19 protein-coding genes are annotated in these 21,418 nt (G+C 69.0%); 14 read left to right on the top strand and 5 right to left on the bottom strand.

Annotated features, from left to right (window positions below; genetic code table 11):
• Positions 1-196: 196 nt before the first annotated feature.
• Positions 197-1,012, top strand: coding sequence for a DUF1206 domain-containing protein (locus ON38_RS37720; RefSeq protein ID WP_039828262.1), 816 nt, complete (start codon positions 197-199; stop codon positions 1,010-1,012).
• A 142-nt stretch (positions 1,013-1,154) separates the two neighbouring features.
• Positions 1,155-2,606, top strand: a complete 1,452-nt coding sequence (locus tag ON38_RS28895; protein ID WP_039828261.1) for an MFS transporter — start codon at positions 1,155-1,157, stop codon at positions 2,604-2,606.
• Between the two features lie 247 nt (positions 2,607-2,853).
• Here ON38_RS28895 and ON38_RS28890 read toward each other — a convergent pair whose 3' ends face one another.
• Entirely contained in the window at positions 2,854-3,189 is a 336-nt protein-coding gene (locus tag ON38_RS28890; RefSeq protein WP_051165402.1) for a MerR family transcriptional regulator, read from the bottom strand.
• 272 nt (positions 3,190-3,461) lie between these two features.
• Between ON38_RS28890 and ON38_RS37715 the strand changes: the two genes are divergently transcribed.
• The 5 genes from ON38_RS37715 (at position 3,462) to ON38_RS28870 (ending at position 7,738) form a co-directional block, all read left to right on the top strand.
• Positions 3,462-3,605: a hypothetical protein gene (locus tag ON38_RS37715; RefSeq protein ID WP_245564327.1), complete on the top strand. Its 144-nt coding sequence runs from the start codon at positions 3,462-3,464 to the stop codon at positions 3,603-3,605.
• Positions 3,602-3,886: a cold shock domain-containing protein gene (locus tag ON38_RS37710; RefSeq protein ID WP_245564325.1), complete on the top strand. Its 285-nt coding sequence runs from the start codon at positions 3,602-3,604 to the stop codon at positions 3,884-3,886. The genes ON38_RS37715 and ON38_RS37710 overlap by 4 nt, the downstream gene beginning before the upstream one ends.
• A gap of 145 nt (positions 3,887-4,031) precedes the next feature.
• Positions 4,032-4,436 carry a Fur family transcriptional regulator gene (locus tag ON38_RS28880; protein ID WP_039828258.1) on the top strand — a complete coding sequence of 135 codons (405 nt, stop codon included), beginning with the start codon at positions 4,032-4,034 and terminating at the stop codon, positions 4,434-4,436.
• 35 nt (positions 4,437-4,471) lie between these two features.
• The gene (katG, locus tag ON38_RS28875; protein WP_039828237.1) at positions 4,472-6,703 is read left to right on the top strand and encodes a catalase/peroxidase HPI; all 2,232 of its coding nucleotides are present in this window, start codon (positions 4,472-4,474) and stop codon (positions 6,701-6,703) included.
• 159 nt (positions 6,704-6,862) lie between these two features.
• Positions 6,863-7,738 carry an SMP-30/gluconolactonase/LRE family protein gene (locus ON38_RS28870; protein WP_039828235.1) on the top strand — a complete coding sequence of 292 codons (876 nt, stop codon included), beginning with the start codon at positions 6,863-6,865 and terminating at the stop codon, positions 7,736-7,738.
• 73 nt (positions 7,739-7,811) lie between these two features.
• On the opposite strand, the gene ON38_RS28865 is transcribed toward ON38_RS28870, so the two are convergent.
• Both ON38_RS28865 and ON38_RS28860 read right to left on the bottom strand, forming a co-directional pair.
• Complete coding sequence (locus ON38_RS28865; RefSeq protein ID WP_306306705.1) at positions 7,812-11,096, bottom strand: protein kinase domain-containing protein; 3,285 nt, start codon at positions 11,094-11,096, stop codon at positions 7,812-7,814.
• 148 nt (positions 11,097-11,244) lie between these two features.
• Positions 11,245-11,661 carry a Zn-ribbon domain-containing OB-fold protein gene (locus ON38_RS28860; RefSeq protein ID WP_245564323.1) on the bottom strand — a complete coding sequence of 139 codons (417 nt, stop codon included), beginning with the start codon at positions 11,659-11,661 and terminating at the stop codon, positions 11,245-11,247.
• Between the two features lie 1,195 nt (positions 11,662-12,856).
• On the opposite strand from ON38_RS28860, the gene ON38_RS28855 reads away from it, so the two are divergent.
• The 3 genes from ON38_RS28855 (at position 12,857) to ON38_RS28845 (ending at position 15,575) form a co-directional block, all read left to right on the top strand.
• A complete protein-coding gene (locus ON38_RS28855; protein WP_039828234.1) occupies positions 12,857-13,429 on the top strand; it encodes a hypothetical protein in 573 nt (190 codons plus the stop codon).
• Positions 13,430-13,817: 388 nt separating this feature from the next.
• Positions 13,818-14,384: a DUF2165 domain-containing protein gene (locus tag ON38_RS28850; RefSeq protein ID WP_169333309.1), complete on the top strand. Its 567-nt coding sequence runs from the start codon at positions 13,818-13,820 to the stop codon at positions 14,382-14,384.
• 102 nt (positions 14,385-14,486) lie between these two features.
• Complete coding sequence (locus tag ON38_RS28845; protein WP_051165394.1) at positions 14,487-15,575, top strand: methyltransferase; 1,089 nt, start codon at positions 14,487-14,489, stop codon at positions 15,573-15,575.
• A 25-nt stretch (positions 15,576-15,600) separates the two neighbouring features.
• On the opposite strand, the gene ON38_RS28840 is transcribed toward ON38_RS28845, so the two are convergent.
• Positions 15,601-16,110 (bottom strand): CGNR zinc finger domain-containing protein, encoded by a 510-nt coding sequence (locus ON38_RS28840; RefSeq protein WP_039828233.1) that lies wholly within the window; start codon positions 16,108-16,110, stop codon positions 15,601-15,603.
• Positions 16,111-16,135: 25 nt separating this feature from the next.
• On the opposite strand from ON38_RS28840, the gene ON38_RS36700 reads away from it, so the two are divergent.
• Both ON38_RS36700 and ON38_RS28830 read left to right on the top strand, forming a co-directional pair.
• Positions 16,136-16,297: a hypothetical protein gene (locus tag ON38_RS36700; protein ID WP_169333310.1), complete on the top strand. Its 162-nt coding sequence runs from the start codon at positions 16,136-16,138 to the stop codon at positions 16,295-16,297.
• A gap of 112 nt (positions 16,298-16,409) precedes the next feature.
• The gene (locus ON38_RS28830) at positions 16,410-17,054 is read left to right on the top strand and encodes an endonuclease (protein WP_039828253.1); all 645 of its coding nucleotides are present in this window, start codon (positions 16,410-16,412) and stop codon (positions 17,052-17,054) included.
• 33 nt (positions 17,055-17,087) lie between these two features.
• Here the strand turns inward: ON38_RS28830 and ON38_RS28825 are convergent, their stop codons facing one another.
• Positions 17,088-18,620: an FAD-dependent oxidoreductase gene (locus ON38_RS28825; RefSeq protein ID WP_039828231.1), complete on the bottom strand. Its 1,533-nt coding sequence runs from the start codon at positions 18,618-18,620 to the stop codon at positions 17,088-17,090.
• Positions 18,621-18,779: 159 nt separating this feature from the next.
• Here ON38_RS28825 and ON38_RS28820 point away from each other — a divergent pair, with 159 nt between their 5' ends.
• Positions 18,780-19,520 (top strand): SCO6745 family protein, encoded by a 741-nt coding sequence (locus ON38_RS28820; RefSeq protein ID WP_039828230.1) that lies wholly within the window; start codon positions 18,780-18,782, stop codon positions 19,518-19,520.
• A 268-nt stretch (positions 19,521-19,788) separates the two neighbouring features.
• On the top strand, positions 19,789-21,363 hold the full coding sequence (locus ON38_RS28815) for an MFS transporter (protein WP_039828229.1): 1,575 nt from the start codon (positions 19,789-19,791) through the stop codon (positions 21,361-21,363).
• The last annotated feature ends 55 nt before the right edge of the window (positions 21,364-21,418 follow it).

Genomic DNA, 21,418 nt, shown 5'->3' with positions numbered 1-21,418 from the left:
GCCATCATCTGGAGGCGTACCGTTTCACCCTCCTGTTCCCGGGTATCTGCTGAACGTTCCGTTCGCTCGAGGAGGCGTGGCAGCGAACCGGCGAGCGCGAGAAGCGGTTTCGGGTCGGCGCCGATCCGGGGCCCGGGCTCGCGTTACCGGTTCCGGTACTGTCCGGTCGCACGCCTCCGGTACGAAGAGAGGCCAGATGATCGAGGTTTCCACATCCAGGCCGGTTTCCACGGTGCACCGTGTCACCGACAGTCGCGTGTTCGAACGTCTCGCCCGTGCCGGTTACGTCATGGCCGGGCTCGTGCACCTGCTGATCGGCTATCTCGCGGTACGCCTCGCCTTCGGTGGCGGCGGCACCACCGATCAGTCCGGTGCCATGGCCGAGCTGGCCGCCAAACCCGGCGGTGTCCCCGCCCTGGTCATCGCTATCGCGGCTTTCGTGTTCATGGCGCTGTGGCGGCTGACGGAAGCGGCTCTGGGTTCGCGTACCAAGGGTGACGAGGACCGCAAATCGGATCTGTTCCACCGCGGTAAGGCGTTCGCCGTGGCCGTGGTCTATTTCGGCTACGCGATCACCGCGTACGGTTTCGTCCGCGGAAGCGGAAGCTCGAGCGGTGGTAAGAACGCCGGATTGTCGGCGCGAATGATGCAGAGTACCGGCGGCAAGATCGTCCTCGTCCTCGTCGGCGCGGTAATCATCGCAGTGGGGATCTACCACATCTACAAGGGCGCCACCCGGCGGTTCCTGAAGGAACTGCGGACCGACAGCACGCTGCTGCGCAGGCTGGGAACCGTCGGTTACCTCAGCAAGGGCACGGCCATTGCCGGGGCGGGTGTGCTCGTGCTGGTGGCGGTGTTCCAGGCCGACCCCGGTAAGGCCAGTGGCCTGGACGCCGCGCTGAAAACACTGGGCGCTCAGCCCTTCGGCCCGGTGCTGCTGGTCGCTGCCGGGCTCGGTATCGCCGCCTACGGTCTCTACGATTTCGCCTGCGCCCGCTACGCCCGGATGTGACCGGAAGCGACGCTCGTCCCGGTCCACCCCCGCCCCGCCCTGCCGCCCGGCAGGGCGGGGCGGTGCGCTGTGGCGATCTCGTCGCACGGGCCGGTGTGTGTCGCGCCGCCGTGAACCGCTCCGGATCCGTATCTTCGGTGACGTGAACCCCACCGAGCTGCCCCGTCTCGGGTCGGCGGCCGGCCGCTGGATCGTGCTGGCCACCGTGCTCGGTTCCTCGGTGGCTTCCCTGGATGCCACTGTCGTGAATATCGCGCTACCCCGTATCGGCACCGCGCTCGATACCGATGTCGCCGGATTGCAGTGGACACTCAACGGCTACACGCTGACACTGGCCTCGTTCATCCTGCTCGGCGGATCCTTCGGGGACCGCTTCGGCAGGCGCAAGGTTTTCGTCGCCGGTGCGGTGGGTTTCGCTGTCGCGTCCCTGCTGTGTGGGGCGGCTGTGAACATCGAGATGCTGGTGGCCGCCCGGGTGTTACAGGGCGTGGCCGGAGCCATGCTCACCCCGGGCAGCCTCGCGCTCATCTCCGCCTCCATCGACCACCGCGACCAGGGCGCGGCGATCGGGCTGTGGTCCGGGTTCGGCGGGGTGGCGGGGGCGCTCGGCCCGTTTCTCGGCGGCTGGCTGATCGAGGTGGCGGGCTGGCGGTCCATCTTCTTCCTCAATGTGCCGCTGGTGGCGGTCGTCGTGCTGGTCTCGCTGCGACACGTGCCCGAGAGCCGCGACCCGCGCGCGGCCGCCCGGCTCGACCTCCCGGGCGCGCTGGTGGTGGCCGCGGCGCTCGGCGCGCTGACGCTCGGGCTGATCGACGAACTTCCGGTACTGGTGGCCGCCGGCGGGGTGCTACTGGCGGTATTCGTACTGATCGAGGTGCGCAGCGACCATCCGCTGGTCCCGCCGGCGCTGTTCGCCTCCCGGGTCTTCACGGTGGCCAATCTGGTCACTCTCGCGGTGTACGCCGCGCTCGGCGGTGTGTTCTTCCTGCTGGTGCTGGAACTGCAGGTGGTCGCGGGATATTCGCCGTTGCTCGCGGGGCTGGCCACGCTACCGGTGACCTTGCTGATGCTGGCGCTCTCGGCGCCGTCAGGGCGCTGGGCACAGCGACACGGGCCGCGCCTGCCGATGACCTGCGGGCCGCTGCTCGCCGCGGGTGGGCTGCTCCTGCTCCAGCGGGTGGGCCCCGGCGCCTCCTATCCGCTGGATGTGCTGCCCGGAGTCCTGGTCTTCGGTCTCGGGCTGTCGGTGCTGGTCGCCCCGCTCACCGGCGCGGTCCTCGGCGCGGTGCCGGCGAGCGAGGCCGGAATCGCTTCCGGGGTGAACAACGCGGTCGCGCGGACGGCGCAGTTGCTCGCGGTGGCGGCGCTGCCGGGACTGGCCGGTATCTCGGGTGCGCTGGACGATCCCGCGGCGTTCGACTCGGGTTTCGGTGTCGCCATGTGGATCTGTGCCGGTCTGTTGCTCACCGGCGCCGCGTTGGCCGGGGTGCTGCTGCGGCCGCCGCGGCGGGCTCTCGAACCGGAGCGGGTGGACTGCCTGCCGCAGTGCGGAGTCGGCGGCCCCGCGATCGCTCCGGCGCGGGCCGGTCGGTGAACGATGTCCCGCGGCTCGAGCGGCCCGGCGGCGAGGGCGGCGGATTCGCGTTCCGGTGTCGCCGGATCGCAGGCGTGGCGGCCGGTGCGGTTTCGCGTCGACGTGCATGATCGGAAGGATTCGGGGTAGACGCCGCATATGCATTCGACACCCCTCGTCCGGGCGGCCGGTGTTTACACCGGTGCCGCCCCGTGGACCCGGCGCGTGCGCGGCGCGGCGCGGGCGAACTCCGGTGCGCTCTGTGTGACTACGGCGTGCCGCGCAGATTGTCGTTGTCCAGGCGTAAGCGGTCGTTGTCGGCGTGCAGATCGGCATTGGCATCCTCGAGGTCGAGGATGCGGCCGATACCCGTGAGGTTGACGCCGGCGGCGACGAGCTCGGTGATTCGCCGCAGGCGAGCGAGGTCGTTACCGCTGTAGCGACGGGTGCCACCGTCACTGCGTGCGGGGGTGAGCAGGCCGTGGCGTTCGTAGAGCCGCAGCGTCTGGACGCCGATGCCCGCGAGGCCCGCTGCGACCGAGATCCCGTATACCGCCTGATCGGGATCGGGCAGGTGTTGCCCCGGGTCGCGCTCGTGATCCATGCACTCCTCTTCCTCATCGTCGTACACGAGGTTTCTTACCTTATCAACTTGCGCTAGATAATTGCCGGTGCTATAAGAAATCTATGTCCTGAGGCAAAGATTATCTAATTCACTCGATATGAGCCGAGTGCGCGGCAGGCGGCTGAACGACGAGAAGTCGGGTGGCCGGCGCCGGTCCGCCGCACCCGCTCCGTCTCGACCGCGGCTACGCCGCGCCGACGACGACCGCCCCTGTGTCCATCCGATCCGCCAGTTTGGAGATGTACCCCGTCATGCCCAGTACCGAAATGTCGACAGCACCGACGCGAGAACTCGCGGAGTCCGATCAGGGGGGCCGGGTGGTCTGGCCGGAGCCCAGCCCGCTCGAGGAGTGGTGGAATCGCGTCATGGGCGCCACGAAAGCGAGCGTCCGGTGACGGCGCCCGTCTCTCCGCGGCTGGAAGACGAGCCCGGTGCCGCGCTGTCGCGCCCGGCAGCCGAGCGGCCCTCGGTCCGGCGCGGCCGGGTGATCTGGTACGACGCCCAGAAGGGCTTCGGCTATATCGACCCCGACGACGATATAGCCCCGGTCTTCGTGGAGTACCGGAGTATCGACGCCGACGGCTACCGGGTGCTCTTCGCCGACCAGCGCGTGGAGTTCTCCACGGTTGCCCGTGCGGGCGGGGCGGAGGCGGTGGGGGTGCGGCTCTGCGAATGAGTGACCGGAAGAAGAGGATCGTCCGCGACATGACGAATAAATCGCCGTGACCAGCGCAGACGGCCGGAAGCAGAGCCCATGCTTGACTCATTCCAGAAAAGAGACCAGACTTTCGGCTGTGCATGCGGCCGTGGATTTCCAGCAGATGCTGCGGGAAGTTTCGCTGCGCGTGACAGCCCCGCGCGTGGCGGTGCTGAGCGCGGTGCACGACCACCCGCATGCCGACACCGATTCGATCATCCGCGCCGTGCGGTCGCGCCTGTCGGCGGTTTCGCACCAGGCGGTGTACGACTCGTTGCGCACGCTCACCGCGGCCGGACTTCTCCGTTGTATCCAGCCGTCCGGTTCGGTGGCCCGGTACGAGTCCCGCGTCGGTGACAATCACCACCACGTCGTATGCCGGACCTGCGGTTCGATCGCCGATGTCGATTGTGCAGTCGGCGCGGCCCCGTGCCTGACCGCCTCCGACGACCACGGCTACTCGATCGACGAGGCCGAGGTCATCTACTGGGGCCTGTGCCCCGACTGTGCGGTCTCGCCCCGCACCTGATCGCAGCTCCTGCCACTTATTCAGGAAGGAAAGTCGTGACCTCCGATAGTCGTCCACCCGCTCCTGACACCGGAACTCGCAGCGCCAGCGAGAGCGAGAACCCGGCGATCCCGTCCCCGACGCCCCAGACCGATCACCGCCCGCGGACCATCAAGGACTGGTGGCCCGAGCAGGTCGATGTCTCGGTCCTGCACGCCCATTCGTCCAAGGCCAATCCGCTCGGCGAGGATTTCGACTACGCCGCGGAATTCGCGAAACTCGACGTCGAAGCTCTCAAAGCCGATGTCGCGGCGGTGCTGACCGATTCCCAGGACTGGTGGCCGGCCGACTACGGAAACTACGGCGGCCTGTTCATCCGGATGAGCTGGCACGCGGCGGGCACGTACCGGATCGCCGACGGCCGTGGCGGCGGCGGGCAGGGCGCGCAGCGATTCGCGCCGCTCAACAGTTGGCCCGACAACGCCAGCCTGGACAAGGCGCGCCGGCTGCTGTGGCCGGTGAAGCAGAAGTACGGGAACAGCATCTCCTGGGCCGACCTGATCGTGTTCGCCGGGAATGTCGCACTCGATTCGATGGGTTTCCAGACCTTCGGATTCGGCTTCGGGCGCCAGGACATCTGGGAACCGGAAGAGGTCTTCTGGGGTCCGGAGGACACCTGGCTCGGCGACGAGCGCTACAGCGGTGACCGAGAGCTGGCGAACCCGCTGGCCAACGTCCAGATGGGTTTGATCTACGTCAATCCCGAAGGTCCCAACGGGCGGCCCGATCCGGTGGCCGCCGCGCGGGATATCCGGGAGACCTTCGGCCGGATGGCCATGAACGACGAGGAGACCGCAGCGCTCATCGTCGGCGGCCACAGTTTCGGCAAGACCCACGGCGCGGGCGACGCCGGCCTGGTCGGCGCCGAACCCGAGGCCGCGCCGATCGAACAGCAGGGCCTGGGCTGGAAGAGCAGCTACGGCACCGGCAAGGGCAAGGACGCCATCACCAGCGGTCTCGAGGTCGTCTGGACCTCCACCCCGACCCGGTGGGGCAACGGCTTCCTGCAGAATCTGTACGGCTACGAATGGGAGCTCACCAAGAGTCCCGCGGGGGCCTACCAGTGGAAGCCGAAGGACGGCGCGGGCGAAGGCACCATCCCGGATCCCTTCGACGGCCCCGCACGCACACCCACGATGCTGACCACGGACCTGGCGCTGCGGGAGGACCCCATCTACCGGGAGATCACCAGCCGCTGGCTGGAACATCCCGAGGAGCTGTCCGAGGCGTTCGCCAAGGCGTGGTACAAGCTGCTGCACCGCGATATGGGACCGATCAGCCGCTACCTCGGTCCGTGGGTTCCCGAACCCCAGCTGTGGCAGGACCCGGTCCCGGCGGTCGATCACGAGCTGATCGACGACAAGGACATCGCCGACCTCAAGAGCAAGGTCCTCGACTCCGGCCTGTCGGTTCCGCAACTGGTCAAGACCGCGTGGGCCTCGGCGGCGAGCTTCCGCAGCACCGATAAGCGCGGCGGCGCCAACGGCGCCCGGATCCGGCTGGAACCGCAGCGGAACTGGGAGGCCAACGAACCGTCCGAACTGGCGAAGGTGCTGCCCGTCCTCGAGCGGATCCAGCAGGACTTCAACGGATCGGCGCCGGGCGGGAAAAAGGTGTCGCTGGCCGACCTGATCGTCCTGGCCGGTTCGGCGGCGGTCGAGAAGGCGGCCCGCGACGCGGGCCACGAGGTGACCGTGCCGTTCCGGCCCGGCCGCACCGACGCCACCCAGGAGAACACCGATGTGGAGTCGTTCGCGGTGCTGGAACCGCGGGCCGACGGATTCCGCAACTATGTGCGCGCCGGTGAGAAGGCGCCGCTGGAACGTCTGCTCGTCGACCGGGCCTACATGCTCGATCTCACGGCGCCGGAACTGACGGTGCTGATCGGCGGTCTGCGCGCACTCGGCGCGAACCACGGTGGTACCAAGCACGGCGTGTTCACCGACCGGCCGGGTGTGCTGACCAACGATTTCTTCGTCAACCTCCTGGACCAGAACACGGAGTGGAAGGCCTCGGAGTCGGCGGAGAACGTCTACGAGGGCAGCGACCGCCGCAGCGGTGCGGCCAAGTGGACGGCCACGGCCAACGACCTGATCTTCGGTTCGCATTCGGTGCTGCGCGCCGTGGCGGAGGTGTACGCGCAGCGTGACGCCGGTAAGAAGTTCGTCGACGATTTCATCGCCGCGTGGGTCAAGGTCGCCGAGAACGATCGCTACGATCTGCGCTGACCTGAACCGCCGGATTCCGGGCCGTCCCGTGCGGGGCGGCCCGGAACCGTTTCCGGGGCGACGACCACCGGTTCCGCGCGGAGCGCAGTAGCCGGGTTGACGCGTATCCGCCGTGCGGGGAACGGCCGGACGCCCATCGGGTCAGTAGGATCTGGTGCCGTGGTCGAGTACCTACCCCCGCCACGGACGCTGCTCACCGGCCTGACCATGGTCGAATCGGCCCGGTGGCACGACGGCCGGCTGTGGTTCGCCCACTGGGGCGCGGGGGAGGTCCTGGCCGTCGATATGAACGGCCGGGTCGAGGTGATGGGGGAGGGGCCGCGCGCCATGGGCTGGGCCATCGACTGGCTGCCCGATGGGCGGCTGGTCACCACCGGCCCCACGCTCACCCGGCACGAATCCCACGGCGAACTGGTGGCGCACCGCGCGCGCGGCGGTAACGAGATCGTGATCGATCCGCACGGCCATATGTTCGTCGACGGATTCGATGTCGATTTTCCCGGGGGCGGGGCGCCGGAGCCGGGCTGGATCGATCTCGTCGCTCCCGACGGGACCTCCCGCCGGGTGGCCGGCGATCTCGAGTTTCCCCACGGCATGGTCGTCACCCCCGACGGCGCCACGCTGGTGGTCGCCGAATCGATGGCCGGGCGACTGAGCGCCTTCGATATCGGCGACGACGGATCGCTGTCCGGTCGCCGGGTGTGGGCCCGGGGGCTGGCTCCCGACGGTATCTGCGTAGACGCGGAATCGGCGATCTGGGCGCAGCCCGCCGATACCGCCGCGCGTACCGGTGATCCGCGCGCCCCCGCCGGCGCCTGTGTGCGGGTGCTGGACGGGGGCGCGATCACCCACCGTGTCGATACCGAGCTCGCGTGCTTTTCCTGCGCTCTGGGCGGCCCCGGCGGACGTCATCTGTTCCTGCTCTGCAACGAGTTCGAGGGGGGCGACCGGATGCAGGCGGTGCAGGCCCGGCGGTCCGCGCGGATCCTTGTGACCGAGGCGCCGGTCCCCTCCGCCGGTTCGGGCCGCCGGTGAGCCGCATGCTCAGGGTTCGGAGATCTCGCGGGTGATGCCGGCGGGATCCGGGCCGCGGTAGGTGGAGCAGCCTTCAGTGCTGCGCGTTCTCCACCACCCAGGCCGCTATCTGGGTGCGGGAAGTGAACCCAAGCTTGGTCAGGATGTTCTCCACATGGCCTTGGGCGGTTCGTTGCGAGATCACCAGTTTGGTCGCGATCTGCTTGTTGCTGAGCCCCTGGGCGACGAGTTCGGCGACCTGTCGTTCGCGGCGGGTGAGTGTGGCCGCGTGGTCCGCCGGACCGCCGGCACCGGTGGCCGATTCCCCGAGCGCGTAGGCCACGGCGGCGTCCATACTCATGCTCCGCCCCTGCTGATGGGCCGCATCGAATCGACGGTCGCCCAGAGCCGTCCGGGCGTCGCGCTCGCATTCTTCGTGAAACGCGGTCATATTGTGGAAGACGGTGATCACCCGGGCACCGGACGGCCACAATCCCTGTGCGGCGCCCATGAGCACTGCGGCGCGTTCGGCTTCGGTACGGGTATCGAGAACCCAAGCCAGCGCCTCGAGGCAGAACATATTGATCACGGTGCTGTTGCCCAGGCTGCTGTTGACCCGTAATGCCTCCTGTAGCAGTTCCCGAGCCCGCACCGGGTCGCCGTCCTGCCAGCGTGCGATCCCCATACCGCGCAGGGCGGCCGCGCGATGGAGCACCTCACCGCGTGGCTCGGTCACGGCGAGTACCTCCCGGTAGTACTCGCTCGCCCGGGCGGTATCACCGCTCAGTTCGTATGACCAGCCGATCAGGGTGAGCGCGCTCATCCGCAGCTGACCGGCCGGGTCGTCGGAGAGTTCCACTGCGCGTTCGAAATGAGCGGGCGCGGCACCGGGTTCACCGCGCGACATGGCGAAAAGCCCTTCCGAATAGGCGATCTGCGCCCGGCACATCGGCTCCGTCCCGGGGCCGGCGAGGTCCCGGGCTTTCGCGAGTTCGTCGGCGGCCGCCGGGAACTCCCCCTGCAGTGCGGCCAATTTGCCCGCCGCGCACAGAGCCCGGATCCGATCGGCGGCCGATTGCCATCCGGGGCGGGCGAGCGTGCGCCGCAACCAGGACCGCCCCTCGCCGTAGAGACCGCGGAAGTTCCAGAATTCGTAGAGCCCGGCGGCCAGGCGCAAACCGGCATCCGCCGCCTCCTCGGTGTCCTCGGCCAGGCAGTAGTCGAGTGCTTCGCGCAGATTGGGTTGTTCGCGGGCGAGCCGGGCGATCCAGCTCGGTTGCGCGGCATCGATCCAGCCGGCGGCGGCCTCCGCGCACAACTGCTCGTACCACTCGTGGTGCCGCCGGCGCAGCTCGGCCTCCCTACCCGCTTCCCGCAGGCTCTCCCGGCCGTAGTCGCGCAGGATCTGCAGCATCCGGAAACGCACGACGCCGCCGGTCTCCTCGCGGATGAGGATCGACTTGTCCACCAGCGACGACAGCACATCCAGCACACTGCCCGAGCCGGGGTCGATATCGCAGACACCCTCTACCGCATCCAGTTCGCAGCTGCCGGCGAACACCGAGAGCTGGCCCCAGAGCCGCTGTTCGGCCGGAGTGCACAGGTCGTAACTCGAGGCCATACACAGCCGCAGGGTCTGCTGACGCGGCGGGGCGGTACGGCTGGCCCGGGTGAGTACCGGGTTGCGAATATCGATGCGTTCGAGGACCTGTTGCGGTGTCATGGTGCGCAATCTCGCCGCCGCCAATTCGATGGCCAGTGGCAATCCGTCCAATCGGGCGCAGATCTGCGCCACCGTACCCTTGTTGCTCTCGTCGAGTTCGAAACCCGGCACGGCCGCGGCGGCGCGTTCGGCGAACAGGGTGACCGCGTCGAAACGCGGCAGGCCGAGCAATGAGGGCACACGGGCCGGATCGGGAACCTTCAGCGGCGCCACCCGCAGCACCGACTCACCGGCGATGTTCAGTGGTTCGCGGCTGGTGGCGAGGATCCGCAATCCCGAACAACCCTGCAGCAGTATTTCGTCGAGTTCGGCCACCGCTTGCACCAGCTGCTCACAGTTGTCCAACACCAGCAGCGTTTCTTGGGGGCACAGATACTCCACCAGGATATCGAGCAGCGGTCGGCCCGTTTCGTCGCGCAACCCGACCGCGTCGGCCACCACATCGACCAGGATCGCGCGATCGGAGACATCGGTGAGGTCGACCAGCCAGACACCGTCGGGAAAGTCACGCCGCACCTGCGACGCCACCCGCAGAGCCAGCCTCGTCTTCCCCACGCCGCCGGCGCCGGTGAGGGTCACCAGCCGGGAGTTGGCCAGCAGATTCTTCACTTCCATCACTTCGGCGCGCCGGTTCACCAGACTGGTGAGTTCCAGCGGAATGTTCCCGGTGCGGTCGGCGCCGACCGGTTTGCGCTGTGCCGGTATCCGGGGCTTGTCCGGGGGCGCTTCGCGGGCGGGCTGTCCCTGGAGCGCCATCTCGTCCACGGGGTAGCCGTGCCGCTCCTGCACCCGGCGGATGCACTCGCCCAGGCTCGCCGCCGACGGACGCTCCCGGCTGTTCCGGTTCATCGCCGATTCCACGAGGTCGCTGATATCGGCATCCACACCCCGCTCGCGCAGGTCGGGCAGTGGCTGGGTGGTGATCCGCAGGAACTGGGTGACCATTTTCTCGCCGCTGCGCCGCTCGAACGCGGCGTGCCCGGTGAGTGCGCAGAACATGGTGGCACCGAGGCCGTACACGTCGGCACTGGGGGTGGGCGGTTCACCCTCGAGCACTTCGGGCGCGGTGAATGCGGGCGATCCGGTCACGGTGCCCGCGGCGGTGCGGAACCCGCCCGCGATATGCGCGATACCGAAATCGGTCAGCGCGGGCTCCCCGTAGTCGGTGAGCAGGATATTGCCCGGTTTCACATCGCGGTGGACGACACCGAGCCGGTGTGCGCTCTCCAGCGCGCCGGCGATCTTCACACCGATCTGCAGGACGTCCTCGGCGGACAGCGGTCCGTGGTCGCGAATCCAGGTGTCGAGGGAGCCCAGCGGATAGAACGGGGTCACGAGGTAGGGCCGGCCGCGGACAGTGACGCCCTCCTCCAGCACGGTCACGATATTGGGATGCCCGGTCAGCCGGCCCATCGCGCGTTGCTCCCGGGCGAATCGGGCGCGGTTGTCCTCGTCGGGCTCGGCGGTCAGCAGCTTGACCGCGACCGTCCGGTCCAGCGGCTCCTGCTTGCACCGATAGACCACGCCGAACCCGCCGCGACCGACTTCCGTCGCATCTTCGAATCCGGCCGCGTCGAGTTCCGTCGCGACGGTCATCATCGACTCGCGGCGGGTACGGACGGGGTCGTCGCCGTTCATGGCGGCGGGGCGATCCACCGGGTCTGGTTGTGGGCACCGGGCAACATACGCGTCCCTCTCACCACCTCAACTCTATCGCCGGGGCACCCCGGCGGCGAGGCGTTGTGCCCGGTGAGGCGGGACGTAATGGGGGCCGATCACCCGGTGGCGGGATCCGGCGGGGCGGTCACTCCGCGGCGAGCGCCGGCTGTCCGCTGCTGATCACGAACACCGGGAAGCGGTCTCCGCGCGGCGGCGCCTGGAAACGCACGCGGACCGGCCGGCGGCCCGTCTTCGGTAGTTCGCCGTGGATCGTCGTATAAACCCACGGCCCCTCGTCGAGTTCCACGATCGCGATCGCTGCCTCCACCGCTTCGGCGCGGGCGTTCGGCGCGCGGGCCACGGTCCGCCAGCACACGATGGAGCCGCTCCCGGTCGAGGGGATGCGTTCGAAATCGTCACACCGGCATGCCGAGCACCGGGTGACCGGCGGGGCGAACAGCCGGCTACAGCTCCCGCACCGGCGGATCATCAATGCGACCTCGGTGCATTCCGCGTACATATCGCGACAGTCCGGGATGTTGTCGGAATTCCACTCGTGCATTACTGCCCTCGATGTGATGGTTGCCGAATCGTTCGGGTTCCAGAGTCTGGTATCGAACACGTGGATGCGCCGGTCGAACGGCCCCGGGTATACCTGTTTTCGGATAATGCCCGGTCAGAGCGGTGCCCGGCGGCGCGCAGGGCCGTTCGGTGAGAGTGACGGGGGTCATACGGGGTACCTGGCGGCCGAGGTGCGCCTCGGGGACGGTCGGTCGGTGTGGCCGGAGCGGGCGAGACCCACGGTGGCCCGGATCGGCGCGAGCCCAGGCCCCTGGTGTTGTAATGGCAGCGTTCGACGCTGCCCCGAATCCGGCGCCGACAAGTTCGGCTACGAAGGGTCCGGCCTCCGGATGACCCACCTGGGCCATATTCTCGGTGGCGTCCCGCCGATTCGTTATTCGATCAGGGCGGCGCCCCAACGGGCGCCGCGGCGCCCGGCGGGTCCGGCGCCGAAGAGCGCATGGCCGAGTCCGCGGTGCGGAATGCGAAACAACTCCCGACCGTTTGTATCGACATTCGTCGATAAACGGCACCGGCGCCATTTGCGTGGTGAGGCAGGTGAAACTTGGACGAAACAAGTGCCGGGAGAATGCAACAGCCCGCCGGGCGCAATCCGGCGGGCTGTTGTCGCAGGGTTTCCTGCTCATGCGCAGCGCATACTTACTCGGCGGAGAAGCTCGACAGGGTTCCGATGCCACCGAAGATGTCACCGAAGGCGCCGAAGAAATCGCCGAGGGCGCTGAAGTCCACTGAACCCATGATTAATGCTCCTGTCGTATCCGTTGCTTCGGCGATGCCGTCCGCGCCGCCGCACACCTTGGTACCGGTGTTATCCGAACGTTATAGGTATCGCAGGTTAAATCAAACTGAATTGTGACCTATCCTACACAATTGATCCGGGGGCCTCGAATTACATCCATGTCGGCAAATGTGGCCGTGGCGCATTTTCAAGATCGGCGCCGCGAAGTAATTGCGTGAATTTCTCATATATTGCAGACCGGGCGCAGAAGCATGTATTTCGCACGGGTAATTATGTGTTTTCGTGGCGCTCTTGCGTTTCCGTCGTTCCGGGACGGGCCGCCGGCCGCGGCCGTCCTCCCTTGGAGGTGCCCGCGATCGTCCGATCGGACGACGCGCACGCCCGCCGTGCGACCGTAGCTTTGCGGCAGGAACTCCCGACCCGCAGAGGACGTCAGATGCTCGACACTGTCCTGAGTAATCCGGTCGCGATGATGATCGTGGCTTCCGAGATCGGCCTGTGGGTGCTGCTGGTCGCGGGGCTCACCGCCCGGTACCCACTCCGGCTGCGGGCCGTCGGCGCGGCCCTGCTGTGGGGTATCCCGCTGCTGGATGTGGCGCTCATCGTGGCCGCCGCGATCGATCTGCACCGCGGTGCGGACCCGGGTGTCGTCCACGGGCTGGCCGCGATCTACCTCGGGGTCAGCGTCGCGTTCGGTCCCGCCATCGTCCGCTGGGCCGATATCCGCTTCGCCCACCGCTTCGCGGGCGGCCCGGCGCCGGTGAAACCGGCCAAGGGCAGCAGGGAACGGGTCGCTGCGGCTTGGCGGGAATGGAGCCGGGTGGTACTGGCCGCTCTGATCGCCTCGGCCGCGCTCGGGCTCATCGTCGTCACCGTTGCCGACGGCGCGCAGGCCGGCGAGTTGTACTGGTGGATCGGCCGGGCCTGGACCGTCGCCGGCCTGTGGCTGCTCTTCGGCCCCGTCTGGGAGGAGTTGTCGGCGATCGGGAAGACGGCGCAGCGATCCTGACCGGACGATGCGCGGTGGGGTCGCCGGATAGCCCCGCGACGCCGAGATGCGGCGTACCACCGGCACCGGACCGCGTAGTCGCTCGTCGGGCATGTACTGGGTGGTCGCCGATACGCCGGTCGCGCCCGCGATCGCGCGGGCGGTATCGCGTATCGGTGCCGCGACACAGCGGATACCCGGTTCGTTGCCCTCGGGGGTCCATGGCCGCACCGGTCCGGCGTAGGTCTGCATGCGGGTGAGGGAATCGTCCGGGCCGACCGGCTTCGCCCCGGTCGGCAGTCGCGCTTCGGCGGCGGCGTACTGCTCGACCCGACGAGGGCGCGCAGCCTCCCCCGCCCGGGGAACCGGCCGCGTTGTGGTGGTGCGGGGAATGGGAAATGATCCCCCCGTGTCAACAACGACGGATACCTCACTCGGCTCGGAACCGAAGCGCTGGAAGGGATTTCTGGATCTGGCCGGCAGTCGGCAGCTGGCGGTCACCGTCCTCGCCGGCATCACCGGCTTCTACTATCTGCTCGTCGCGGTGACCAACTGCACCGATACCGAGACCAACCGCCGGGGGGTCGCCGCGGTGCTGTCGATGGAACAGACCATCCACAACGCCGGCACCGATTGGCGGGCGATCGGCAACGAGACCGTCGCGCTCATCGCCTACATCCTCATCGTCGGCTGGGAGTTCCTCATCGCGTTCGTCCTGCTCGCGGCGGCCGCCGTGTGGGTCAGTGCCCTGCGGGGGCGGGCGGGTGCGACCGCTACCGCCACCCATTTGTCCAGCCTGGGCTGGACGATGGCCGTATTGCTGTTCGCGGGCGGTTTCCTGACCGTCGGCGGTGAATGGTTCCGGATGTGGGCCAACGAGGATGTGAACGCCTCGTCGGCCGCGCTGCAGAATTTCCTGATCGCCGGCGTCGGGCTGATTCTGGTGCACCTGCCGCGCTCCGCACCGGCCCGCTGACCCCGGCGACCGCGATCGGCCGACACGGACCGCCGCATATCCGGTGCCGACCGCGCGAGGTCGTAGTCTCAGCGGATACACCCGCCACGAGAGGGGGCCGCCATGCTCTCCGATCGAACGAAGACACCGCCGCGGGCGGTCGTTCGGGCGGTGGAGCGGGTCCGCGACGGACTGGCCGGGGTCCATCGGCGGTTGGTGCCCGGACATTTCGCTCTCCTGGAGATGGTCGCCGCGGGCTGGCTGTCCCAGGCGATCCACGCGGCCGCCGCCCTGGATATCGCGGGTGCGCTCGCCGGCGGTCCACGCGAGGGCGGCGATCTCGCGCGGGCGGTGGGCGCGGACCCCGACGCGCTGCGGCGGTTGTTGCGCCTGCTGACCGCGCACGGTATCTTCGCCCGCCGTCGCGACGGTCGTTACGCTCTCACCCCCATGGCGCAGGCGTTGCGCATCGACGCGCCTGTCCCGCTGCGGGACGCGGTGCTGTTCTACGGTGGTCGGGCACACCGTGATCACTGGACCCGGCTGGCGGATGTGGTGCGTACCGGCCGGCCGGCCCTTTCCGCCCGCGCCTTCTTCGATCTCGTCCGCGAGGACCGGGAGTTCGGCGATATGTTCGATCGCGCGATGTCCGATATCGACGGCATCGGGCAGAGTGCGGTGCTGGCGGCGCACGACTTCACCCGCTACCGCACGGTCGTCGATATCGGCGGTGGTCGCGGTGCCCTGCTGGCGGAGATACTGCGCCGCGTGCCGGATTGCACCGGCGTGCTGTTCGATCTGCCCGAGGTGGTGGCAGACGCGGCGAAACCGCCGGCCCTGGCCGGGGCCGCCGGACGGTGTACCGCGGTCGGTGGTTCGTTCTTCGACGCGGTCCCCGAGGGCGGCGATGTCTATGTGCTCAAACACATCCTGCACGACTGGCCCGCCGAACAGGCCGGGCAGATCCTGCGAACGGTCCGCGCGGCGATGGCGCCCACGGCCCGGCTGCTGGTGATCGAACTGCTGCTCCCACGCCGGAATCGCCCGCATCCGGGCAACTACATCGATCTCGAGATGCTGGTACACACCGGCGGCCGGGAGCGCACCGAATCCGAATACCGGGCCCTGCTGGCCGGTGCCGGGTTCGCGCTCGTCTCGTGCACACCCACGCTCTCACCGGAGAATGTGCTCGAGGCCGTCCCGGTGCGGTGACAGCGGACGGATATCGGACGCGGGGTCATGGCGCCCGGCCGGCGGATCTGGCCCGGTGCCTGGCCACGTTCACCCGATTGGCGCATCGATCGGAGCAGAAACGACGCCGTCCGTTGCGGGAGGTGTCGACGAATACCCGCGGGCATTCGGCCCGCCGGCACTGCCCGATCCGGCCGGGCGCGGCACAGTACAGCTCGGCCAGCCCCGCGGCGGTGTAGGCCTTCACCCGCTCCTCGATCGGCGCGTCCTCGGCGGCGTAGTGCAGATGCGGTGCGCGTCCGTCGTGCGTCGAGATATAGGGGCGGCTCGTCGTCTCGGCCAGGAGCGCGTTGATGGGCTCGACGCCGGGGGCGCGGAACACCGCGTCGAGCCGGCCGGTCCAGCGGCGCAATTCGGCCGTCTGCCGGGGACTCACCGTACCGATGGGTTTGTAGCCGGCCTCGGCGAGCAGAGCGGCCAGATCCTGATCCGGCGATGCGTTCACCAGCCGGGCCGCCAGCTCCGCCGCAGCACCGCCGTAAGGGTTGAAATGCATAGAACCATTACAGCAAACTCGGGTCATGACCATCACCTGCTCCGTCTGTTCCTGGCCCGAGCCCGCCCTGATCTCCGAGCACGGCGCGGTCCGCTACTGGCGCTGCGTCTGCGGGCAGTGGCTGGTGACCGAAGCGGATGCGGTCACCGCGTCCCCCGGCAGCAGCGACCTCGCCGTGCAGGGTTGACCGTTCGCGTGGCGGAATCCATCGAATCACCGAAAGACCGGGCGCGACGGATATCGAAGAAGTGTGGGTCCGTCGGCCGCGGGTACCCGCGCGGCAGAGACGAGGAGGAGTGATGAGCCACCGAGACGTTGTGCGCGTCCTGCTCGACCGGGCGGGCACCACCTACGCCGCCGAAGCCGGGATCGGACTGGACGACAAGCCCGCCCCGCTGTTCCAGCTGCTCGTGCTGACCGATCTGCTCAGCGCCCGCATCTCGGCCGATATCGCCATCTCCGCGGCCGCCGAACTGATGAACAGCGGTTACCGCACCGCCCGGAAGATGGCCGACGCGGACTGGCAGGACCTGGTCGACGCGCTCGGACGCGGGCATTATCGCCGTTACGACGAGAGCACCGCCTCCCAACTGGGCGCCGCCGCCGGGCGGGCCGTCGAGCGATACGACGGTGACCTCCGCAAACTCGCCGACGAGGCCGGCCACGACCCGAGCCGGGCGGCGGCGCTGATCCGGCAGTTCAAGGGAATCGGCCCCACCGGCGGCGATATCTTCCTGCGCGAAGTGCAGGACGTGTGGACCTGGGCGCGACCCTATTTCGACGAACGCGCGATGCGCGGGGCCGCGAAGGTCGCGCTGCCCACCGACCGCGAAGAGCTCGCTCGGCTGGCGCCGCGCGATCGCACCGCCGAGTTCGCCGCGGCGCTGGTGCGGATAGGCCTCGATGACGATGCGGCGGACGCGGTGCGCGCGGCGGCGGGCTGACCTCCCGCGTCGCGCCGGTGGTGACCCACAGCGTCAGGTGTCGCCCGGGTCGTGCGGCGCCAGGGGAGTGGTCGCCGGGCCCTCGAGGACCTTGCCGTCGATATCGAAGCGCGACCCGTGGCACGGGCAATCCCAACTGGTTTCGGCATCGTTGAACGCCACCAGGCAACCGAGATGGGTGCATACCGCCGAGACGGCGTGCAGTGCCCCGTCGAGGTCGCGGTAGACGGCGCTGCGGTGCCCCGACCTGCGCATCACCGCTCCGCTGCCCGGGGCGAGATCCGCGGCGGTGTCGACGAAGGTCTGCGGGCGGAGCCGGTCGCCGACCAGATGGCGGCCCACATCCAGCCCTGACTTCAGCAGGCTGCCGGCCTCGACCTTCGGGTGCAGGCGCCGCGGATCGTAGATCTTCGCCCAGGGCATCGGTTCGCCGGCCAGTTCGGCGGCCAGCAGCCGCCCGCCCATGATCCCGTGGGTCATCCCCCAGCCGCCGAAGCCGGTGGAGACATACACGTGCCGGGCGCCGGGATGGAAGCGGCCGATATAGGGCATCCCGTCGGAGGTGGTGTTGTCCTGGGCGCCCCAGTGGTAAGCGAGGGTGTCCACCGGGAAATGCTCGTGGGCCCACCGCGCCAGCAGGTCGAAGCGGTCGGTGGTCGAGGCCGTGCCCGGCCGGAGATGCTCTCCGGTGATGATGAGCAGCCGCCGGTCCGCGCCGTAGGGAGCGGTGCGCACCGAGCGCGTGTTGTTCTCCGGCGTGATGTACATACCGTGTGGGTCGTGTTCGGCCGCGATCACACCCGCGACGGCCAGCTCCCGCCGCGGCTGCAGGCGGGTGAACAGTAGCGCCCGGTCGAACACCGGGTAGTGGGTGGTGACCACGACATCACGCGCGCGCACCACCGCGCCGGATTCGGTGGTCAACCGGCAAGGGCTGCCCTCGTCCAGTCCGACGACCCGCGTGCGTTCGAAGATCCGGCCGCCGCGGGCGGTCAGGGCCTCGGCCAGGCCGAGCAGATAGCGGCGCGGATGGAACTGGATCTGGTCGGCGACGCGGACGGCCGCCGCCACCGGGAAGGGCAGACCGGTCGCGGTGACCAGAGTGGCCGGCAGTCCCGCATGTCGTGCGGCATCGACCTCGGCGCGGATCTGGTCGATCCGTTTCTCCTCGGTGACATAGGTGTAGGCAGGCGCCCGTTCCAGTTCGCAGTCGATGCCCAGTTCCGTGGCCGTCCGGTCGAGATGCTCGATCGCGTCCAGTTGCGAGCGGGCGTACAGGCGCGCGGTCTCTTCGTCGAACGACGAACGCAGGGTGTCGTAGACCAGCGTGTGCTGGGCGCTCACCTTCGCGGTGGTGTAGCCGGTGGTACCGGCGACTATCCGGTCGGCCTCGAGGACGACGACCGAGCGTCCGGTGGCCGCGATCTCCCAGGCACTGCAGATCCCCGCGATGCCCGCGCCGACGACCGCGACGTCTGCCTCGATCTCGCCGGTCACCGGCGGATACGACGTCGGCGGGGTGGAATCCATCCAATACGACTCGGCTGTTCCGGTGGGTGAGTTCACGGCACGCGGATACCCCGAACCCGGCGGGTCACACCCGGCGCGGCGTACCGGGTACCGGCCGTTGGGCGGACCGGTGCGGCCGGGTGACGCCCATGGCTTCCGTACGGCGTAAAAGCCGGATACGGTGAGGCGGATATCCGGGCAGTGGAAGGAACGAAGATGTCGGTCGGTGCCACAGTGAACAGGCATATCCAGGAACTCGGCGGCGGATTCATGTTCTCCCGGGAGGCCCGGGAGTACGCCGCCGAAACCGGAGTGGACGGATTCTTCGGTCCCTATACCCGCGGCCGCGGCGGGGTTCTGGGTGATGTGGACGCCGAGGTGGTCACCGCGGCCTTCGGATTCTTTCCGGCGCATTCGATCCGGGCGGCGTGGGAATCGGTCCCGATGCCCGCCGCGAAGGCCGCGCACCGATACGCCCTCGCCTGTCAGGACTTCGGCCGCCGGAAACTCGGTTCCTTCGACGAGGCACCGCGGCTCGCCGAACTACTGGAAGCGGTTGTCGCGGCAGCCGATCCGGCCGGGCTCCCGTTGTTCGCGGGGTGGCGTACGGTACCCCTGCCCGCAGACGCACCGGGTCGCGTCATGCAGCTCTCCCACATCCTGCGCGAATTACGCGGCGGACTGCACCTTCTCGCGGTGCGGGCCGCCGGTATCACCCCGCTGCAGGCCGTCCTGATCTCCGGGTCGCCCCTCAACGACGGTCCCGGCCAGGCCCGCTTCTACGGGTGGCCCGAGCCGTTCGAGGAGATCTCCGACGAGATCCGGGCCGCCTGGCAGCGCGCGGAATCGATCACCGACGACCTCATCGCCCCCGCGTTCTCGGTCCTCGACGACGAGGGAGGCGCCGACCTCATCCGTCTGGTCGCCGCCGCCCACGCCGCGACCTTCGCCCGCTGAGGCCCACCGGCCGCGTCCCCCGGCCCCCCACGCTGCGGCACCCGCCGCCGGACCCGGGCGCTCTTCCCGTCGGTGACGGTACTCACAGTTGCGGCGGGGTACTTTGTCCCTGCCCGTGGCGCCCGAGCAGGTCCCGGCCGGCGCGGAAACCACGGGCCGGCGTCGCCGGGCCGCAGACCACTGCGTGCCCGCTTCGCCGAGTCCGATGGGCCGCGAAGCCCGTAGCTCATCGGATATCTGCGTCACCTGCGAGAAAGCACAGCACGATATGAGTCAGCCCGAATCGGTCCTCCGCGACGATTCCGAAACCGTTCCCGCCCCGGCCGTCGCCGATTCCGGTTCGCGAAGTCGCTGGTGGGTACTGGCCGTGGTCTGCGTCGGCACGATGATGACCTTCGTCAATGTCTCGTCGACCATCGGCGGCCTGGCGATCATCCAATCCGACCTGCACGCCGGGTCCGCGGCCGCGGTCTGGATCAGTAGCGCCTACAGCCTGGTGGTGGCCAGTCTCGTTCTCGGGGCCGGAACCCTCGCCGACCTCGTCGGCCGCCGGCTCGTCTTCGCCGCCGGAGCAACCCTGTTCGCGGTGGGCAGCGGCGTCGCGTTCGCGTCGCACAGCACGCCGGCGCTGATCGCCGCGCAGGTGGTCATGGGCGTGGGCGGGGCGATGGTGCTGCCCGCCGGTCTGGCCATCGTCAGCCACGCCTTCGCCGAACACGAACGCACCGAGGCGATCAGTATCTGGGCCGGCAGCTCCGGTCTCGGGCTGGCGGTCGGCCCACTCGTCGCCGGCGCCCTGCTCGACAACTTCTCCTGGCACTCGATCTACATGATCAATGTCGTGCTGGGGGCGATCGCCCTGCTCGGTGCGGTCACCCTTGTCGCCGAGAGTCGCCAGCCCGGCCGCACCCTCGATCCCGTCGGTATCGCGCTGGGCACGCTCGCGGTGGGCGCTCTCACCTACGCGGTGATCGAGGGTGGCGCCTCGGGGTACACCGCGGGCCATATCCTGGTGGCGTACGCGGTGCTGGCGGTCTCCCTGGTGGCCTTCGTCTGGTACGAGGCGCGCCATCCCGATCCGATGCTCGATATCACGCTGTTCCGTTCGGCGTCCTTCAGCGCGGTGATGGCGGGCGCCGCCATCACGATGTTCGCGTTCACCGGGACCGCGCTGGTCACCGTGCTCTATCTCCAGCATGTGCAGGAAACCACCCCGCTCGGCGCGGGAAGCCGCCTGCTGGTGATGTTCGTGCCGTTCATCGTCGTGAGCGCCGTCGCCGGTCGCCTCGTGCATCGCACCGGCTTCAAGACCATGCTCACGCTGGGACTGCTCGTGATGGCCGCGGGTGTCTTCGCGTTGCTGGCCACTCCGCCCGAGCCCGGCTTCGGGCGGGTCTGGCCGGGGCTGCTGCTGGTGGGTATCGGCAGCGGGATGCTCGTGGCACCCTCCACCGCGGCCGCTGTCATCAGTGTTCCGTTGCACCAGGCCGGGATGGCCAGTGCCGCGGTCAATATGTTCCGCCAGGTCGGCAATGTCCTGGGCGCCAGTATTCTCGGCACCATTCTGACCACACGGTTCGCCACCGAACTCACCGACGGGCTGCACCGGCAGAACCTTCCCGACGAGACCATCGGCACGATCGTCGAGGCGGCCGGCGAAGGCGACTCCTCGACCGCCTCGCTCCCCGCCGCCCTCGCGGACCGGATCACGGCCGCGGTGCACGAGGCCTTCACCGCCGCGGATCATCTCGCGCTCACCGCGGCCGGTGCCGTCCTGCTCGTCACCGCGCTGCCCGTGCTCGCCTTCGTCCGGCAGCGGCCGGCGCACGTCGTCGCCGACTGACGTTCGACGGAGTATGCCCTCGACCGCCGGTATCCGGGGTTCAGCGCACCGGATA

It is taken from the genome of Nocardia testacea NBRC 100365, from assembly GCF_000308775.1.
In the GTDB taxonomy this organism is placed as follows: Bacteria; Actinomycetota; Actinomycetes; order Mycobacteriales; family Mycobacteriaceae; genus Nocardia; species Nocardia testacea.
Note: the sequence above shows the minus strand (reverse complement) of the source record. Positions and strands in the feature narration are given on the sequence as shown.

Coding starts and splice junctions, on each gene's coding strand:
- ON38_RS37720 (WP_039828262.1), top strand. CDS start 197: ATGATCGAGGTTTCCACATCCAGGCCGGTTTCCACGGTGCACCGTGTC.
- ON38_RS28890 (WP_051165402.1), bottom strand. CDS start 3,189: ATGGATCACGAGCGCGACCCGGGGCAACACCTGCCCGATCCCGATCAG.
- ON38_RS37715 (WP_245564327.1), top strand. CDS start 3,462: ATGCCCAGTACCGAAATGTCGACAGCACCGACGCGAGAACTCGCGGAG.
- ON38_RS28880 (WP_039828258.1), top strand. CDS start 4,032: ATGCTGCGGGAAGTTTCGCTGCGCGTGACAGCCCCGCGCGTGGCGGTG.
- ON38_RS28860 (WP_245564323.1), bottom strand. CDS start 11,661: ATGCACGAGTGGAATTCCGACAACATCCCGGACTGTCGCGATATGTAC.
- ON38_RS28855 (WP_039828234.1), top strand. CDS start 12,857: ATGCTCGACACTGTCCTGAGTAATCCGGTCGCGATGATGATCGTGGCT.
- ON38_RS28845 (WP_051165394.1), top strand. CDS start 14,487: ATGCTCTCCGATCGAACGAAGACACCGCCGCGGGCGGTCGTTCGGGCG.
- ON38_RS28840 (WP_039828233.1), bottom strand. CDS start 16,110: ATGCATTTCAACCCTTACGGCGGTGCTGCGGCGGAGCTGGCGGCCCGG.
- ON38_RS36700 (WP_169333310.1), top strand. CDS start 16,136: ATGACCATCACCTGCTCCGTCTGTTCCTGGCCCGAGCCCGCCCTGATC.
- ON38_RS28830 (WP_039828253.1), top strand. CDS start 16,410: ATGAGCCACCGAGACGTTGTGCGCGTCCTGCTCGACCGGGCGGGCACC.
- ON38_RS28820 (WP_039828230.1), top strand. CDS start 18,780: ATGTCGGTCGGTGCCACAGTGAACAGGCATATCCAGGAACTCGGCGGC.
- ON38_RS28815 (WP_039828229.1), top strand. CDS start 19,789: ATGAGTCAGCCCGAATCGGTCCTCCGCGACGATTCCGAAACCGTTCCC.